Annotated in this window: 10 protein-coding genes and 1 tRNA gene; 9 read left to right on the plus strand and 2 right to left on the minus strand. The window is 46.1% G+C overall.

What is annotated here, in order from left to right; genetic code table 11:
* Positions 1 to 9: 9 nt before the first annotated feature.
* Both NG821_RS09325 and NG821_RS09330 read left to right on the plus strand, forming a co-directional pair.
* Positions 10 to 1,641 carry a RagB/SusD family nutrient uptake outer membrane protein gene (locus tag NG821_RS09325; RefSeq protein WP_252761394.1) on the plus strand — a complete coding sequence of 544 codons (1,632 nt, stop codon included), beginning with the start codon at positions 10 to 12 and terminating at the stop codon, positions 1,639 to 1,641.
* Between the two features lie 472 nt (positions 1,642 to 2,113).
* Entirely contained in the window at positions 2,114 to 3,553 is a 1,440-nt protein-coding gene (locus tag NG821_RS09330; protein WP_394802079.1) for a sulfatase-like hydrolase/transferase, read from the plus strand.
* A gap of 523 nt (positions 3,554 to 4,076) precedes the next feature.
* Here the strand turns inward: NG821_RS09330 and clpB are convergent.
* A complete protein-coding gene (clpB, locus tag NG821_RS09335) occupies positions 4,077 to 6,668 on the minus strand; it encodes an ATP-dependent chaperone ClpB (RefSeq protein ID WP_252761395.1) in 2,592 nt (863 codons plus the stop codon).
* A gap of 254 nt (positions 6,669 to 6,922) precedes the next feature.
* On the opposite strand from clpB, the gene NG821_RS09340 reads away from it, so the two are divergent.
* From NG821_RS09340 to NG821_RS09350, 3 genes are all read left to right on the plus strand, one after another.
* Entirely contained in the window at positions 6,923 to 12,487 is a 5,565-nt protein-coding gene (locus tag NG821_RS09340) for an alpha-2-macroglobulin family protein (RefSeq protein WP_252761396.1), read from the plus strand.
* Positions 12,488 to 12,561: 74 nt separating this feature from the next.
* A complete protein-coding gene (locus NG821_RS09345) occupies positions 12,562 to 13,635 on the plus strand; it encodes a DUF1573 domain-containing protein (protein ID WP_252761397.1) in 1,074 nt (357 codons plus the stop codon).
* 115 nt (positions 13,636 to 13,750) lie between these two features.
* Complete coding sequence (locus NG821_RS09350; RefSeq protein WP_252761398.1) at positions 13,751 to 14,617, plus strand: 4-hydroxy-3-methylbut-2-enyl diphosphate reductase; 867 nt, start codon at positions 13,751 to 13,753, stop codon at positions 14,615 to 14,617.
* A 35-nt stretch (positions 14,618 to 14,652) separates the two neighbouring features.
* Here the strand turns inward: NG821_RS09350 and cmk are convergent, their stop codons facing one another.
* Entirely contained in the window at positions 14,653 to 15,348 is a 696-nt protein-coding gene (cmk, locus tag NG821_RS09355) for a (d)CMP kinase (RefSeq protein WP_252761399.1), read from the minus strand.
* 134 nt (positions 15,349 to 15,482) lie between these two features.
* Here cmk and NG821_RS09360 point away from each other — a divergent pair, with 134 nt between their 5' ends.
* From NG821_RS09360 to NG821_RS09375, 4 genes are all read left to right on the plus strand, one after another.
* Positions 15,483 to 16,457: a polyprenyl synthetase family protein gene (locus NG821_RS09360; protein WP_252761400.1), complete on the plus strand. Its 975-nt coding sequence runs from the start codon at positions 15,483 to 15,485 to the stop codon at positions 16,455 to 16,457.
* An 8-nt stretch (positions 16,458 to 16,465) separates the two neighbouring features.
* Entirely contained in the window at positions 16,466 to 17,350 is an 885-nt protein-coding gene (locus tag NG821_RS09365) for a TatD family hydrolase (protein ID WP_252761403.1), read from the plus strand.
* A gap of 69 nt (positions 17,351 to 17,419) precedes the next feature.
* Positions 17,420 to 17,507: transfer RNA gene (locus tag NG821_RS09370), tRNA-Ser, on the plus strand.
* 260 nt (positions 17,508 to 17,767) lie between these two features.
* A complete protein-coding gene (locus NG821_RS09375) occupies positions 17,768 to 18,268 on the plus strand; it encodes an Lrp/AsnC family transcriptional regulator (protein ID WP_252761401.1) in 501 nt (166 codons plus the stop codon).
* Positions 18,269 to 18,457 lie beyond the last annotated feature (189 nt).

Here is an 18,457-nt window from a genome sequence, read left to right on the forward strand (position 1 = left end):
CTGACAATCATGAAACTGAAAAATAAATTTTTAGTTGGAGCTGGTGCTCTGATCCTTTCTGCAACGATTATATCTTGTGACAATTTCTTGGATCAGCCACCTAAGGATTTACTTCCGTCTGATGGATTCTATCAGACTGGTTCTCAAGCTGAACAGGGCGTAATCGGAGTATATAGTGATTTGAGAAATTTGTCAAATTATGAATATCTGATGATGTCGGAATGCCGTTCAGATAATGCTTGGGTTGAACCTCGCCCTGATGGTCAGCGGGATTATTCGGATATAGGTACATTCCGTGCTACATCTTCTCTTGGAATGTTTGAAAGCACCTGGAATACGTGGTATAAAGTTATTTATGATGCCAATGTCGCTCTTCAGAAAGTTCCGAATACTAAATTCAGTAGTGTGGATTTTCAGAAGCAATTACTGGGTGAATTACACTTCCTGAGAGGATGGGCTTACTTTGAATTGGTCAGACTCTATGGGAATGTTCCTATGATTACCACTCCTCTGACCCCTGCCGAGGCTAATGCAACTCCTCAGGCGAAAGGACTTGATATAATCAACCAACTTGTGATTCCTGATTTGCAACAGGCCCAGACTTTGCCTGGTAAAGGAAAGATCCTTAATGCTCAGGGAGTTGCAGTTCCTTCTGAAGGAAGAGTAGACGGTATCGCTGCTAATGCAATGTTGGCTCGTGTGTATATGACACTTGCCGGATTTCCGTTTAATGATCATTCGGCTATAGCTAAGGCTGAAGCCTGTTTGAATACGGTATTGGCCAGGAAGTCTGATTACTGGGCACCGACCATTGAAGAATGGCGTAAGCAGTGGACACCGGCTTATGCAAATAAGTATTCCATCTTTGCCATCCAGTATCGTACAGGTGGCAATGGAAATCCCGCCATCTTTGATTTCTCTCCGGCCCTACCGCCTTCATATACGACAATTAGTATCTTTGGTAATCAGATTTATATTGATAAGTCTTTAAGATATGAGTTTGATAAAGTTTATTCTTCGGGTAAAAAGGATATGAGAGGTGAAGGCTGGTCTGTGCTTGATGGTTATTCGGCTGAACCGAATTTCCCCACCTATTCTAATACAAAAGAGAGCGTAACAGTGGATGGAGTAACTACAGATCAATATGTTAATTCCATGTTTTATAAATATATGCCATCCAAACACAAACTTTCTACTTTAGGCATGGTTCTCGATGAGGGCACCTTGAAAGATTATAAAGACTGGCCGGTTAATTTCCCGATTCTACGTATTGAAGATATGATGTTGCTGAATTCTGAGATTTTAATTCAGGAAGGTAAGATTTCGGATGCACTTAAGGCTGTAAATGAAATCCGTCAACGTGCAGGATGTGATCCTGTCCCTACTGATGTAGATGCAACGACTGCTTTAAATTACGTTAAGCGGGAACGTCGTATAGAATTGATGGGTGAAGGAGTCCGCTGGTTCGATGAAGTGCGCTATGGTACCTGGAAACAAAAAACGATGGATAAGTTCAATCGTTATAATAATCCTGTAGGCACGTCAATCTCTGATGTCCGTGATGGAAGGTATATCTACCCGATTCCTGAAAATCAGATGAATATCAAACCTGGAACATATACTCAGAACCCGGATTATTAAATCGGTTGGTCTAATCTTGTTCAGGCAGCAGTGCTGGAAACTGTCCGGTCTGAAAGAAAACAATTACGTCTTGGGATAAGGAAGATATCTTGAGATAACGAGGGTAAGTTGTCGCTCATTTCTGCTTTTTAAAGGTAGAAGTGATGGCAACTTACACTTTCTTTATGGGTGGATAGAGTTGTCTGCGAAAGCGCTTGATTTGTTTCTTGACAGATACGATGGTTATTCTTTTTACACCTGGTCGTAAATTGGGAATCTCCGAAAACATCTGAACAGAAAGGGGCTGATAGAACTGCTTTTGAGGTTTGCTTAGGAAAAAGACGATTCTGATCAGATGGAAATAAAGTTACGTACGCATGAAAAATGGTCATGGAATCACACCTGAAAAACCGGAAAAGCCCGAAGTCTTGCCCAAATACTTTTCTGACAGTTTCCAAGTATGCAAAGACCAATTTTAAAAAGTTATATTGGAATGAATAGAATTAATTTGACAGGAGTAGGACTGATGGCTGTTGCTGCATTGCCAGGAAAGGTGGCGGCACAGCAGACCGGTCAGAAAGCTACTCCGGAAATGCCCAATATCGTGTTTATCCTTGCAGACGATTTAGGATATGGTGACCTGCATTGCTATGGCAATGACTATATCAAGACACCGAATATCGATCGTCTGGCATCAAACGGGACCGTCTTCGAGCAGGCCTATGCGGGAAGCGGAATCAGTTCGCCTTCGCGCTGTTCCCTGATGACGGGTAAGTTTACGGGGAAGACACGTATTCGTGACAATCAGTGTCAGGTAGGAGGTATCAGAGGTATCAAGGTGAACCCCAAGGGGGACATCACCTATATCCGCCGGGTCAATCTCCTGCCTGAAGATACGACGATCGCGACAGTGCTGCATACAGGCGGCTATAAGAGTTGCCTAGTCAACAAGTGGCATTTGGACGGGTATGATCCGAAGGCTACGCCCAATCACCGCGGCTTCGACGAGTTCTATGGCTGGACGATTTCTACCCCCATCAGCAATGGGCCATATTACTATTATCCTTACTATCGCTTTCATGGTGACAGTCTGATTCATATCTCTTCAAATGCTCGGGATGCCCATGTGAGACACAATACGGAGATATCCACAGACGATGCCATCGGATTCATCAACCGGGAGAAGGACCATCCCTTCTTCCTCTATCTGGCTTACGATGCGCCTCATGAACCTTATCATATAGACGACACTTCGTGGTACGATGACAAAGGACAGTGGAGTGAAGAGACCAAGCGGTATGCATCCCTTGTGACTCATATGGATGAAAATATCGGCAGGTTGATAGGAGCTATCGATGCCTTGGGACTCAGAAAGAACACACTGATCATCTTTGCCAGTGACAATGGTGCTGCAGTGATGGCACCGGTGAAAGACCTCAAATGCGGGGGCGGACTCAAGGGGCATAAAGGACAACTCTATGAAGGTGGAATCAAAGTGCCGCTTATCGTCAACCAACCTGGTAAAGTCCCTGTGCAGAAGTTGAGGAATATCGTCTGTTTTCCGGATTTCATGCCTACGCTGGCAGCTATAACCGGAAGTGCGAAGGGATTGCCTCATGATATCGATGGTATGGATATATCCCCACTTTTCTATGGGAAGTCAGTAGATACGGACCATCGCTATCTCTATTGGGAATTCCCGGGGAAGCAGCGTGCCATCCGCTATGGTGACTGGAAAGTCGAAGTTATAGGCCGCAAGCATCCGATAGAGTTGTATAATATTACCCGTGATCCGTTTGAGACGACAGACCTGGCTGCGAAATACCCCCAGAAAGTGAAGGAACTGGATCAGATGATGAAAAAAATGCATCATCCTTCAGCCAACTGGCCTTTACCTGGGGAGCCCGGATATGTGGCACCGGTCAAGAAGTAGTTCATTACAATTTAAGAATCCCGGTTTTCGAAAGACGACCGGGATTCTTTGTGGCGTTATATGGACCTTTCTATAATGCTGCTCGAAAAGTCCATATTATCACGTTATTAATAGATAGAAGTAGCGCATTTACATCATGAAAAATGGGCATTCTATGTTTCTCGAAACAAGGCGCCAACATTCGAGAAACTTAGCGCTGACTTTCGAGAAACTATAGGTCGCCCTTTCGAGAAACTATAAAGTCCTGTTTGCCTTAATGTGTGGAGACTGTTCTATCCTTTAATAGATAGGGAATATTCCGATAAAATTGTCAAACTCCTTTGCATCATTTATTCAACTTCCTTTTATGGCTAGAATTTTAATTGTGACTTAGGGTCTGTTGACTGTTGAGGCAGTACAAGCAAATGCCTGAAAGGACAATTCAGATATAGAGGACTGGAAAGGACACAAAAAAGCCGGGTAAGATCTGTTGGAATCTTATCCGGCTTCATTAAGGTACAATTATATTTCTTTTATCTAAGGTCTATTTGTTCCGGAAGACCAAACCTTCTCCAAAGTAATCTATGGTGATAGGTTGATCCCTGTTGACGGTTCCGGCAAGGAGTTGCTTGCTGAGATCATTGAGGACATAGTCCTGAATGGCGCGTTTCACAGGACGTGCACCGAACTCCGGATCATAACCTACATCTGCCAGATAATTGACTGCCGGGTCTGTCCATTTCAAGGTAAAGCCTTGATCAGCTAATCTCTTGGCTACATGATTCAGTTGCAGACGTACGATCTGAGCGATTTGCGGTTTCGTCAACGGCAAGAACATGATTGTCTCATCGATACGGTTGAGGAACTCCGGGCGGATGGTCTTCTTCAGCATTTCCAGTATTTCTGCCTTTGTACTGCTGATGACACTCTCGCGGTTTGCCTCAGTCATGGTCTCCAGTTTCGTACGGATCAAATCACTTCCCAGATTACTGGTCATGATAATGATGGTATTCTTGAAGTTGACCACGCGTCCCTTGTTGTCTGTCAGACGCCCGTCATCCAATACCTGGAGCAGGATGTTGAACACATCCGGATGAGCTTTCTCGATTTCATCGAAGAGCACCACGCTGTAAGGTTTACGACGGACAGCCTCTGTGAGTTGGCCACCCTCATCGTATCCTACATACCCGGGAGGTGCACCGATCAGACGAGATACGCTGAACTTCTCTTGGTATTCACTCATATCAATTCGGGTCATCATCGACTCGTCATTGAAGAGGTAGTCGGCTAAGGTCTTGGCCAGTTCGGTCTTGCCTACACCGGTCGTACCGATGAAGAGGAATGATGCGATAGGACGGTTAGGATCCTGCAGACCTGCACGACTTCTGCGTACAGCGTCGGAAACGGCCTTGATGGCCTGATCTTGTCCGATGACCCGTTTATGGAGTTCGTCCTCCATGTGAAGGAGTTTTTCGCGTTCACTCTGCAACATACGGGTGACAGGTATTCCGGTCCAGCGACTCACCACCTCAGCGATGTCGTCAGGTGTTACCTCCTCTCTTACGAGAGCAGCGCCACCTTGAGTCTCTTTGAGTTGAGACTGAATCTTCTTGATATCTTCGTTCAGTTGCTGGAGTTTCGAGTAACGGATTTCAGCGACACGTTCATAGTTGCCTTCGCGTTCAGCCCGTTCAGCCTCATACTTCAGTTGTTCTATCTGCTGTTTATCCTGTTGGATCTTATTGACGAGGCTCTTTTCGTTCTCCCATTTAGCACGATAAGCTTTCTCCTTATCTTTCAGATCTGCGAGTTCCTTGTCAAGTTGTTTGATCTTCGGTTGGTCATCCTCACGTTTGATAGCCTCCCGTTCGATTTCAAGTTGCTTGATATGGTGATCAATGTCGTCGAGTTCTTCAGGGACAGAGTCGCGTTCGAGACGGAGTTTGGCAGCAGCCTCATCCATCAAGTCGATGGCTTTATCCGGCAGATACCGGTCACTGATGTAACGCTCAGAGAGTTTTACGGCAGCGATGCAGGCATCATCCTGGATTCTGACCTTATGATGGTTTTCGTAACGTTCCTTCAGACCTCTTAAGATAGAGATGGCATCTACCTCATTCGGCTCGTCGACCATGACAGTCTGGAACCGGCGTTCCAAAGCCTTGTCTTTCTCGAAATATTTCTGATATTCGTTCAGAGTAGTTGCCCCGATCGTTCTCAGTTCACCACGAGATAGGGCAGGTTTCAGTATGTTGGCAGCGTCCATAGCGCCTTCACCGCCACCGGCACCTACCAGTGTATGGATTTCATCAATGAAGAGGATGATGTCACCGTTGGCGTGTTCGACCTCTTTGATGACGCTCTTCAGCCTTTCCTCAAACTCACCTTTGTATTTTGCACCGGCGATCAAAGCGCCCATGTCAAGAGAGAACAACTGTTTGTTCTTCAGATTCTCAGGGACATCCCCGCGCACGATACGTTCTGCGAGTCCTTCCACGATAGCCGTCTTGCCGACACCAGGTTCACCGATGAGGATAGGGTTGTTCTTGGTACGCCGGGAAAGTATGGTCAATACCCGACGGATTTCTTCATCCCTGCCTATGACGGGATCCAGTTTGCCTGCCCGAGCCTGTACGATGAGGTTCTTGGCATATTTGGAAAGCGCCTGATAGTTTTCATCTCCACTTTGAGATTTTACCTTTTGCCCTTCGCGGAGTTCCTTGATGGCCATCTGCATTTCCTTCTCAGTGCAACCTGCATCTTTGAGGATGCGGCCTGCAGGAGAATCGGATTCGAAGAGGGCTAATAGGATCGGTTCGATGCTCACGAACTCGTCTCCCATTTTCTGGGAAAGGTCCATGGTTTTCTGAAGGACATTATTGCTGTCCGCACTCAGGTAGGGTTCTCCCCCTGAAACTTTCGGCAGATGTTGGATCTCCTGTTGAACGGAACTTTCCACTATCTGACCATTGACCCCAAGTTTCTGGAAGATATAATTCGTCACGTCCTTTCCTTTTCTCAAGACACCTTCCAAGAGGTGTACAGGTTCGATGGCCTGTTGCCCGTTTTGCCGGGCAATGTTCACTGCCTCTTGAATGGCTTCCTGAGCCTTGATTGTAAATTTATCGAATGTCATATCTTGATTTTCCTTTCTTATTTGTTTCTGTAAGTAGATAACTCAAATCCTATGCCTGAATGATGCGACTGCCAAAAAGTCTTATCTGTGTGTCATTGTGTCATTTGGCGGGAAGGGAGGCATTTGGAGAGCAACGATAGTTAAAGATCTTGATATGTTGCAAATATATAAAAAGAGGTTATACAAAGCAAGAATATTGGATTAAAAGCATTATCTTTGCGTATACAATGTTATAATAAGACGAAGTGATGAATATGAACAAGAAGTTATGGATGATTGTTTTATCCTTTCTTTTGCCCTTGTCGATGATGGCGGACAGCTATCAGTCCTTATGGCGTCAATTCACTGATGCACAGCATAAAGACCTGCCGGCAACCCAATTGAATATCCTGAAGCAGATAGCGTCCAAGTCTGAGAAAGACCATAATTATGGTCAGTTGTTATCTGCCGAATTGAAAGCAGCATCCTTAAAATCCAATATTTCTCCGGATTCACTATCGGCTGAGGTCGGACGTCTGAAGTCAAAGGCGCAGAAGGCAGAGCCTTCCGACCCTGTCTTGGCTGCAATTTATGAGTCGGCATTAGGGCGGTTCTATGCTGAAAACCCGAACCTGGGTGATGATCATGTCACCCAGAGCAAGAAATACTATCAGTTGTCGATGCAGCATCCTGACTTGCTGGCCAAGCAGAAGGCTTCTGAGTTTACACCTCTTTTTATTAAGGGGACAGACAGTGCCATCTTCAACAATGATCTTCTTCATGTGATAGGTTTGCAGGCGAAGGATTACAAAACTTTGCTGGATTACTATCAGCATGCGGGCAACAGGGCCGCTTCGTGCATCATCGCTTGCAAGCAACTGGATGCCAATCAGAAGGTGGGTGTTCTGGACACCTGCAAATCACAGTATCTTCACCGTCTTGATTCCCTGATTCAAGTCTATCGGGATATTCCTGAGACCGGAGAACTCGCGTTGGCTCGTTACCGCTTCCTGCAGCGGGTCAAAAGCGTGACGGTAGCCGACCGTATTCACTATATCGATTATGCTTTGTCACAGTGGGGAAACTGGCAAGGCATGGATTTCCTCAGGAATGAGAAGAAAGAACTCACTAATCCGTCATTCTCTGCCTCTTTGCAGCGCGTAGTGATAATCCCGAATCAGTCCTTTCAAGTCAAAGTTGACCTGATTCGCCATCTGCCGAGTTTGTCCCTGAGCATCAGAAAAATAAATATCGGTGTGGGTCAACTCTCGACGTTGTTGGGAACCAGAGGACTGACAACTTTGAATGAAGCTCAATATAAAACTTTGAAAGGGTATCTTTCTGATGAAGTGCTGGCCACCCAGAAAAAGTCGTATGGGATGCGTCAACCTTATGAAATCTTAAAGGATTCTTTTGAAGTTAAAGGTTTGCCGGTAGGCATCTACCTTGTGGAGATGACGTCCGGTGACAAGGACATTGCGACTCAGAGAGCATTTTTCTTTGTTTCAGATGTCGCTCTTCTCCATGAAGAATTACCTGAAGGCAAGGTTCGGTATGCTGTAGTCAGTGCGACTACGGGTCAACCGCTGCAGAATGCAACGTTGCGGCTGACACTATCGGGAAATGCAGTGGTCAGTCATTCCGGTTCATCAGACTATTCCAAAGCAACTACTCTGAAATGTGATGATAAAGGAGAGGTCATCTGTCCTTATACACAGCAAAATTCTGTCATCTATGTCTCTACGCCTTCAGACAGTTGTTGTCCGGAGATGAATGTATGGGGGAACTACAGTTATTATGCTCCCCGGCAGGAAAGTGAAAACGTGAACTTATTTACTGACCGAAAGATCTATCGGCCGGGACAAACGGTGCATGTAGCAGCAATCGATTATACGATAAAAGAAGGTGTAAAAGCGAAAGCTGCTTCAGGGAAAAAGATCCAGTTGGTCTTGAGGAATGCAAATGGCAAGTCTGTTGCAGAGGCAGAGGTGTCTACCGATGAATATGGTACGGCTTCCACTTCTTTCAGCCTGCCTGCCAATGGCCTTACCGGACGTTTCTCCGTGTATGCGGATAACCATCAGGGAGCTGTCTCTTCTACCTATTTCAATGTGGAGGAATATAAGCGCCCGACTTTTCAGGTCACTTTTCCTGAAACGAATCAGATCTATCATGCCGGTGATACTGTAACGGTGAAGGCAACGGCGAAAAACTATACAGGCGTCCCTGTCCAAGGTGCCCGCGTGAAATATGAAGTTGTGCGTCGTCCCGCAATCTGGTGGCGTTTATTTGGATTGGATGAGGCTCAGAAGAGCGTTTATACTGATACGGCCGTTACAGACGACAAGGGCGAGTTTATCGTCCGCGTCCCTATGGTCATAGACAATCCTGGAGACGATGCTGCCCGTTTTTATCATTTTGAGGTCAATGCGTCCGTTACTGATGCCGGCGGTGAGACAGAGTCAGGCACTCTTACCCTTCCTTTGGGAACCCGTGCGACAGCTTTCAGTTGTGACCTTCCTGAAAAAGCAGAGATTGACAGTTTGAAATCCATTGTGTTCCAGTACAGGAATGCTGCAGGAACGGCTATTCCGGCAACTGTCAATTACCGTTTCGACAATGGCACTGAATCGACTGCCAAGGCCAATGAGTCGGTCACGTTGAAAGGTCTGTCAAACCTGTCTTCCGGACGCCATATACTTTGGGCCGTTTGCGGTACAGATACGCTGAAACAATCAGTCGTCCTCTTCAAGATGACGGACAAGACTCCGGTAGTCGATACCCGGGACTGGTTCTATCAGTCTTCGAAGACATTCTCCGAGAAGGGCCAACCTGTATATGTTCAGGTGGGCAGCAGTGATCCTGACCAGCATATCCTTTATGCCATCTTCTCCGGGAACAAAATACTCGAGAGCGGAACTATCGACCAGACCAAAGCATTGTATACGCGTGCCTTCACTTATCGCCCGGAATATGGGGACGGCATACTCCTGACCTATGCCTGGATGAAGAATGGGGTGGCTTATATTCATACGACAACAATTGAGGCTCCACTTCCGGACAAACGACTGAAATTAAACTGGTCTACTTTCCGGAATATGTTGACACCCGGACAGAAAGAGACTTGGACGTTGAAGATTACACGCCCTGACGGAACTCCCGCCTCGGCACAGTTGCTTTCGGTATTATACGACAAGAGCCTCGATCAGATCTTGCAGCATAACTGGAATTTCTCACTAGACCTGTCCCGCAGTTTGCCGTCGACATCATGGCAAGCCGCCCAGAGCAGGTTCTCCTGGTTGAACCTGAATGGGAACGCATCCTATCAAACTCTCAAGACCAATCCTTTGGCATTCACTACTTTTGACCCGACGTATTTTGATACCGGGAACGCTATGATCTTCCCCGGAGTAGGACCTGTGGGTATCCAGATGCGGGCAGCTGTGACGGACAGTGGAAAAATGCCTATGGCACTTGCCGAAAAGAAGTTGGTCTCGATGAATGGACTGGAGAATCTGTCGGAATCAGATGACCGGACCGCATCTCCTCATTCTGCCACCGGCGGCTTGCGGGAGAATAAGAATGAAACGGCATTCTTCTATCCTGCACTGACAACAGATTCCAAGGGAAATGTTGTCCTTAAGTTTACTCTTCCTGAAAGTGTGACGACCTGGCGTTTTATGGCTCTTGCCCATGATAAAGATATGAACTTCGGATCTTTGTCCGATGAAGTGATCGCAAGGAAAACAGTGATGATCCAACCCAATATGCCCCGCTTTGTCAGAGAGGGGGACCGCGCAAATATCGAGGGCCGGTTATCGAACACGTCTTCTCAGACTGTTTCCGGAACGGCTCACATCGAATTATTGGATCCTGAGACGGAGAAACCTGTTTATGCCGAATCCAGCCGCTATACGATAGCACCTGAAGGTATTGCTGTTGTCAATTTCGCCTTGGATCTGACGGCACAGTCTGCACTTACTCAGAAGATAAGCGGTTTTGACCACAGTTTGTTGATCTGCCGAATGACAGTTGCAGGGAAAGACTATAGTGATGGAGAGCAGCATTATCTGCCGGTATTGCCGGATCGTGAATATGTAAGTCGTTCCTTGGCCTTTACTCAGAATGAGCCTGGCAGGAAGACGATAGATCTGGCTTCACTGTTTCCGTCAAACACGACTGACAAGAAACTGACAGTGGAGTATACGAACCAACCTTCATGGCTGATGATCCAGTCACTGCCTTCTATAGCCATCCCTGATAACGACAATGCCGTGAGTCTGGCAGCTGCTTATTATGCCAATGGCATTGCAGCTTATCTGATGAATAAGAATCCGGAATTGAAGCGAATCGTGGAATTATGGAAAAAAGAGAGTCCGAAAACTTCTACTCTGATGAGTCAACTCGATCAGGACCAGGACTTGAAGCAAATCGTTTTGAGCGAAACACCTTGGGTGCTTGAAGCTGACAAGCAGACCGACCAGAAGCAAAAACTCTGTGAACTGTTGGATGAAAATCTGATACAGTCCCGCAGGGATGAGATCCTTTCCAAGTTGCGCCGCCTGCAAAGTTCGGATGGTTCCTGGGCTTGGTGGCAGGGAATGTCCGGAAATATCCATATGACTGAAATGGTGAGTGAAGCCCTTGTAAGGTTGAATGCCATGACGGGCAAGCAGCAGGAGACTGCAGAAATGTTGTCTCAGGCTTTCAAATGGATGTCGGGTAAGATGCATGAAGAAGTGCTCCAACTCCGGAAAGAACAGAGTAAAGGAGAGAAGGATGTCCTTCCTTCTGAAGAAGCTTTGCGCTATTTGTATATCAGTGCGATTGACGGTCGTACCCTGTCGTCACAGGGAGAAACGGATAAAAACTATCTGGTCAATTTGATAGTTGATCATGGATCTGCCCTGACGATCTACGGAAAGGCGAAGACTGCCATCATCCTGGCTAAGCAGCATCATCTCCAGAAAGCAAAGGAATACTTGCAGAGTGTAAAGGAATACTCGGTTTATACGGATGAGATGGGACGCTATTTTGATACGCACAAAGCCGCCTACAGTTGGTGCGATTACAAGATACCGACTGAAGTGGCTGCCATCGAAGGACTTCGCATGATAGAACCGGGATCCGGGGCCATCGATGAGATGAGACGTTGGCTTCTTCAGGAGAAGCGGACGACATCGTGGGATACGCCTGCCAATGCCGTTGACGCTGTCTATGCGTTTGGCGTAGACAGTTTGATACCTGAAGGCAAGGAGTCCCTCTCCGTTTTGAAAATAGACGGAAAGCAACTTGAGACCTCACCTGCGACGGGAGGACTGGGATATGTCAAGTCCTCCGAGGCCGTAAAGGATGTCAAGACTCTGACCGTCGATAAGGTCAGTACCGGAACGAGTTGGGGTGCTGTCTATGCCCAGTTCATGCAGAAAGGGACTGAGGTGCAGGGCAATCAGTCTGGTATGACGCTGGAGAGAGAACTCCTGTCTGCTTCTGGCTCCAAACTCGATCCTGGAGACTTGAAGGTCGGCGATCGGGTGACTGTCCGTCTGACCGTCACCTGCGACAGAGATTATGATTTCGTACAACTGTCTGATCAGCGGCCTGCTTGTTTTGAACCTGTAAGGCAATTGAGCGGATATGCCGGGGACTACTATTATGCGCCTAAAGACCAGACTACGAATTATTTCTTCGATAATCTTTCGAAAGGCAAGCATGTCCTTCAGACAGAATATGTCGTTGACAGAACGGGCAATTATCAAAGCGGTACTTGTACGGTACAATGCGCCTACAGCCCTGCTTATGGGGCACGGGTTGCGGCTCAAACTTATATGGTGAAATGATAGGACGGACTCGGGAAGGGTGCGGAGAAATGCTGTGCCCTTGCCTGAATCCCGATGATATTGAATAATCGAAAATGAATTATAGAAAGTTAGTCTTGTATTTGCTTCTTCCTTGTGCTCTGACTGTTTCGGCACAACGTGTCACCGTAGAGCAATCGACAGTGGATTGCGGCAATGTGATTTACAAGCATCCTGCGACAGCCGTATTCAAGTTCAGCAATGTGAGCAAGCACAGTGTGATGCTCAAGGATGTACGTACGGATTGCGGTTGTGTAGCCGTTCGCTTTCCTAAAAAACGGATAGATAAAGGAAAGAAATTTGAGATCGAGACCAGTTATGATGCCCGTTTATTGGGACATTTCCGGAAACCGGTCGAGGTAGAGGTTATGGGGGATGACAAACCTATGGTCCTTTGGATGCATGGGGTAGTCGTGAGAGATACGATTCAGGATTTTAACGGGAAGTATCCCTATCATGCAGGAAAGCTTAAGATAGACAAGAACAATATCGAATTTGAAGTTCATAAAGGTGACCGTCAAGTTCAGAAGATCTATATCTTCAACCCGACACAGAGCGTTGTACAACCTGTGATGATGCATTTACCGGGGTATCTGTCGGCGATCTTTGCACCTTCCAAACTCTCACCCGGTCATTCGGGGATCGTCTTGCTGACGGCTGATTCTCATAAACTCCATGATTACGGGTTGGTACAGACAAGCATTTATCTGGGTACGTCTCCCGGTGACGAAGTCTCTCCGGATAAGGAGATTACGGTTTCATCTGTCTTGCTTCCACCTGATCATCCCACGTCCAACGTCAACGCTATCGCATTGCAGGTCCCGGCACTGGAACTCTCTTCTAGTGTCCTGAATCTGGGTTCATTCGGACGAAAAGAAAAATTGAAGGGGGAAATAAAGATCACCAATATAGGGAACAGCACTCTCGAGATCCGTTCTCTCCAGATGTTTACTTTAGGACTGAAGGTGGCTCTAAACAAGACCAAGATAGAACCTGGAAAAGAGGCGTTGTTGAAGATAACTGCCGAAAAATCAGGATTGAGGAAGTCCAGAAGCAAACCCCGTGTCTTGATGATTACCAATGACCCGAACCACGAAGAGGTTGAAATTCCGATTCTGACCCGAAACTAAGGGATCTCGTTCGGTCTCCATCTCAAAGACAGCGTGGGGGTATATTATTAATAAGGTGATTGTCTCTGTCTTCATCCTGAAAGGGTAGAGACAGGGATCCTAATAATCCATCAGTATGATAGAGGTAGAAATAGATAAAAGCAGTGGCTTTTGTTTTGGCGTGACCAGAGCCATCACAAAGGCCGAAGAAGAACTGGCTGCGGGCGGAACACTTTATTGTCTTGGCGATATCGTCCATAACAGTATGGAGGTGGACCGCTTGCACCGAAAAGGTCTAGTTACGATCGATCATGAACAGTTGAAGAAACTCCATAATGTCAAGGTTCTCCTCAGGGCTCACGGGGAACCGCCTGAGACGTATGAGGTGGCAAGGCAGAATCATATAGAGATTATTGACGCGACCTGCCCTGTGGTCTTGCAATTGCATAAGCGGATAGAAAAGCAATATGAGAGCAATCCCAATGCTCAGATTGTCATTTTCGGTAAAAACGGTCATGCCGAAGTATTGGGGTTGGTGGGACAGACTCAAGGAGAAGCGATTGTCGTAGAGAATCTGGAAGATGTGAAGAAACTGGATTTCTCCCGTGATACCTATCTGTATTCACAGACGACGAAGAACTTGGATGAGTTTCACCATATCATTGCTTATATCCAGCAGCATATCGCTCCGGGAGCGGTCTTCAACAGTTTTGATACCATTTGCCGTCAAGTTGCTAACCGCATGCCACATATAGCTGAGTTTGCATCTTTACATGATATGGTGCTTTTTGTCAGCGGAAGGAAGAGTTCCAACGGGAAAGTGCTGTTTCATGAATGTTTGCGGGTCAATCCCAACAGTTATCTCATCGACAGACCTGAGGATATCCGCAAAATAAGTTTGAAGGGTGTACATTCCATCGGTATCTGCGGAGCTACGAGTACGCCGAAATGGCTGATGGAGAAATGTGCGGATTATATCCGCAATTGTACTAGGGAGCAGTGATGAACAGTCGAATGTTCCAGAAGTCCGACAACCTGTCAACGGCTGGCGGCATCGAGGTAATGTTGCAATAGCCACTTCTTCTGCTCTTCGATAGTCATATCACTGTTATCAAGTTCTATGGCGTCATCTGCTTTTCTTAAAGGATTCATTTGTCGGTGCGTGTCGATTTCATCGCGTTGCTGGATGTTGTCATAGATGGCCTGGTAATCTGCAGGCATATTCTTCGCTTTCAGTTCGTCATACCGCCGCTTGGCGCGCACGTCTGCTCGGGCCGTCACAAATATCTTCAGTTCAGCATCAGGGAATACAGCTGTGCCAATGTCCCTGCCATCCATGACAATCCCCTTGTCCTTGCCCATCGCTTGCTGCTGGGCTACCAAAGCCTGACGGACTGCCGGGAGGGCTGCGATCTGACTGACATGAGCCGATACTTCGAGAGAGCGGATCTCTCTTTCCACACATTTCCCATTCAAGAAGGTTCGTGGTGCCCCTGTCTGGGAATCACGCTGAAAACGGATGTGGATAGCAGGGATCTGATCCTCCAATGCACTTGTCTCTATCGTTCCGTCCTCTTTGAACAGGTGGTGCTGCAGGGCATAGAAGGTTACGGCACGGTACATGGCTCCCGTATCTATATAGACATATCCGATCTCTTTGGCCAAATCTTTGGCCATGGTACTTTTCCCACACGAAGAATAGCCGTCAATGGCAATAGTGATCTTTTTTTTCATTACAATTCCTGATTTATTTGACAAAGGTACGGCTTTTTTCAAATATTTAGGTAAATTTGCCATAGATTCCGTTTTCGGAATAGAAAGAAAGACAAGAATATTATCTTTTAGAGAAACAGAAAAAGTTAATAATTATGTATACATCAGAAGAAATTCTACAGAAGGTCAACACTTACCTGACCCGACTGTCTTTCACCCGTCAACCTGCATCGCTCTATGTTCCTGTTCAATATGTCCTGTCAATGGGAGGAAAGCGTATCCGTCCAACTTTGATGCTGCTTGCCTATAATTTGTACAAAGAAGATGTTGACTCTATTCTGGTGAATGCAATTGCCTTGGAGATTTACCATAATTACACACTCCTGCACGATGATTTGATGGATCATGCTGATATGCGTCGCGGCAAGATGACTGTTCACAAGAAATGGAATGCGAATACGGCTATCCTTTCGGGCGACTCGATGCTGGTGCTCGCTTATGAACAGATGGCCAAGTGTGCGGATGTCTATCTAAGGCCTGTCTTGGATCTGTTTACTGAAACGGCTTTGGAAATCGGTGAGGGACAACAGTATGACATCGATTTCGAGACTCGTGATGATGTCACGGAGGATGAATATATCGAAATGATCCGTCTGAAGACGAGTGTCCTTCTCGCCTGTGCCTTGAAAATCGGGGCTATTCTCGCTGATGCACCGGAAGCAGATAGAGATAATCTCTATCGGTTCGGCGAACAACTCGGCCTGACGTTCCAGTTGCAGGATGACTATCTGGATGTCTATGGTGATCCGAAAATATTCGGGAAAGTTATAGGCGGGGATATTATCTCCAATAAGAAGACGTATATGCTGATCAACGCTTTCAACAAGGCGGACAAGAGGCAGCGGAAAGAACTTGATCATTGGATTCAGGCAAAGGACTTCGACCGCGAGGAGAAGGTGGCTGCGATTACCCACCTCTATAATGAAATGGGTATTGACCAGATGGCATTGAAGAAGATGGATGATTTCTTCAAAGTCAGTCAACACTATCTGGATGCTGTAGACCTGCCGGAGAGTCGGAAACAGATTCTTGCCGGTTTTGCCCGGAATATGATGAACCGTAACCATTGATGCTCATGATGCCCGATTTTAAATGTATCGATACACACGCCCATTTATATGGTGATGAATTCAAAGATGATCTGCCGGAGGTGATTGCGCGCGCAAAGCAGGCTGGCGTGGTAAAGGTCTTCCTGCCTGCAATAGATTTGCCGAGTGTCGCAGGTGTGATGAAAGTCTCTGAAGATTATCCTGGATTCGCTTATCCGATGATCGGCCTTCAACCTGAAGAGGTCAGGGACGATTGGAAAGAGGTTTTGTCGGAAATGCGGTCTATATTGGACAAGAGTTATTCGAGCGATTTGAATGGATTTACCGGCGGGTATCGGAAAACGCCTTTTATCGCTATCGGCGAGTGCGGACTTGATTTTTACTGGTCCAGGGAATTTGAAAAGGCACAGTTGGCTGCTTTTGAGGAGCAGGTGAAATGTTCTGTGGAGACGCGCCTGCCTTTGGAAATCCATTGCCGGAAGGCACAGAACGAACTCCTGCATATTATGAAACCTTATGAGAAGGAATTGCCCGGAGGGGTTATCCATTGCTTTACAGGCAATCAGAAGGAAGCTGAAGCTTATCTTCGTTTCTCCAATTTCTCTTTGGGCATCGGAGGTGTTTCGACTTTCAAGAGTAGTCATTTGAGGGAAGACTTGCCGGCTTCAGTCCCTCTGTCCCGTATCGTATTGGAAACAGACAGCCCTTATATGGCGCCGGTGCCTCATCGTGGAACTCGTAACGAGAGTGCTTATGTGGTCGAAGTGCTGAAGACCTTAGCTCTGAGTTATGGAAAAAGCGTAGAGGAAGTGGCGGCCATAACGAACGAAAATGTCAAGCGGATATTTGGAATTGGCATTGATGGGTCTCCTATTTCTGACAAAAGCACACCTTTACCATCCGAGAAAGCTTAAAGAAGTTTAAAATTATGTCTCTTCTGCCTGTTTTTGGCTTAAAAACTGTAATTTTGCACCGGTTTTTAAGGAAAGTTGCTCGAGTGGTTGAAGAGGCACGCCTGGAAAGCGTGTAAACGCCTAAAGCGTTTCATAGGTTCGAATCCTATACTTTCCGCTTCCTTTAGACTGTTTTAATGATAAAGAAGAGTTTATTTTATTTGTTAGCATCAAGTCAGAAATAAGCTCGCGGGAAAGACTCCCGCTTCATCATTATCATGTTTGGTCTGAGTTCTCCGAAATTTATTTTCCTTCAGATATATTCTATCCTATATATCGGATTTAAAGGTGGAAAAAGCTGTCAAATGAAAGTATTTCTTGTTCTTTTAGTTGCAATTTTCAAATATTTGCCGTATATTTGCAGCAAATATATTAATAATGGCACATCATAATTTAGACTCATTAGACAAGAAAATTTTGAAGCTGATTGCTTCTAATGCACGTATTCCATTCTTAGAGGTAGCTCGAGTCTGCAATGTCAGTGGGGCTGCGATTCATCAGCGCATACAGAAATTGACCACATTAGGTGTCCTGAAGGGCTCCGAGTTTATCATAGATCCCGAAAAAATAGGTTACGAGACGTGTGCATTCATCTCTCTTTACTTGCGGGATCCGTCTTCTTTCGAAAGTGTGGTCGAGGCGTTGAAGAAAATACCTGAAGTGGTGGAATGTCATGCCACAACGGGAGATATGGACCTTTTCATCAAGATGTATGCTAAGAACAATCGTGATCTGGTCTCCATTATCCACGACAAACTCCAACCTTTGGGCTTATCCAGAAGCGAGACGATCATCTCTTTCAATACATCCTTCGACCGTCAATTGCCGATTGATAAGATCTCGGTGGAAGAAGGACAACTGGATGATCTGGAAGAATAAGTCTCAAGGTCTTTTGAGGAATAGAAATAATTGGAATACTGAAAGCTCCATTTATCGATATGAAGAGGGTGTGTCAAAATAGACATATCCTCTTTTTTTATCACAAAGCCCCGACTTTCTCAAGCCAGGGCTTTGCCATGTCCAAAAATTTTTGTACCTTTAGACATATACTTTATAACTATGGCAAAG

The organism is Segatella cerevisiae (assembly GCF_024054555.1).
Lineage (GTDB): Bacteria > Bacteroidota > Bacteroidia > Bacteroidales > Bacteroidaceae > Prevotella > Prevotella cerevisiae.

What these genes read in the sequence shown, in the direction of transcription:
- NG821_RS09345 (WP_252761397.1), top strand. Translation starts at nt 12,562, where the DNA reads ATGAATTATAGAAAGTTAGTCTTGTATTTGCTTCTTCCTTGTGCTCTG.
- NG821_RS09330 (WP_394802079.1), top strand. Translation starts at nt 2,114, where the DNA reads ATGAATAGAATTAATTTGACAGGAGTAGGACTGATGGCTGTTGCTGCA.
- NG821_RS09375 (WP_252761401.1), top strand. Translation starts at nt 17,768, where the DNA reads ATGGCACATCATAATTTAGACTCATTAGACAAGAAAATTTTGAAGCTG.
- NG821_RS09360 (WP_252761400.1), top strand. Translation starts at nt 15,483, where the DNA reads ATGTATACATCAGAAGAAATTCTACAGAAGGTCAACACTTACCTGACC.
- NG821_RS09325 (WP_252761394.1), top strand. Translation starts at nt 10, where the DNA reads ATGAAACTGAAAAATAAATTTTTAGTTGGAGCTGGTGCTCTGATCCTT.
- NG821_RS09340 (WP_252761396.1), top strand. Translation starts at nt 6,923, where the DNA reads ATGAACAAGAAGTTATGGATGATTGTTTTATCCTTTCTTTTGCCCTTG.
- clpB (WP_252761395.1), bottom strand. Translation starts at nt 6,668, where the DNA reads ATGACATTCGATAAATTTACAATCAAGGCTCAGGAAGCCATTCAAGAG.
- NG821_RS09350 (WP_252761398.1), top strand. Translation starts at nt 13,751, where the DNA reads ATGATAGAGGTAGAAATAGATAAAAGCAGTGGCTTTTGTTTTGGCGTG.
- NG821_RS09365 (WP_252761403.1), top strand. Translation starts at nt 16,466, where the DNA reads ATGCCCGATTTTAAATGTATCGATACACACGCCCATTTATATGGTGAT.
- cmk (WP_252761399.1), bottom strand. Translation starts at nt 15,348, where the DNA reads ATGAAAAAAAAGATCACTATTGCCATTGACGGCTATTCTTCGTGTGGG.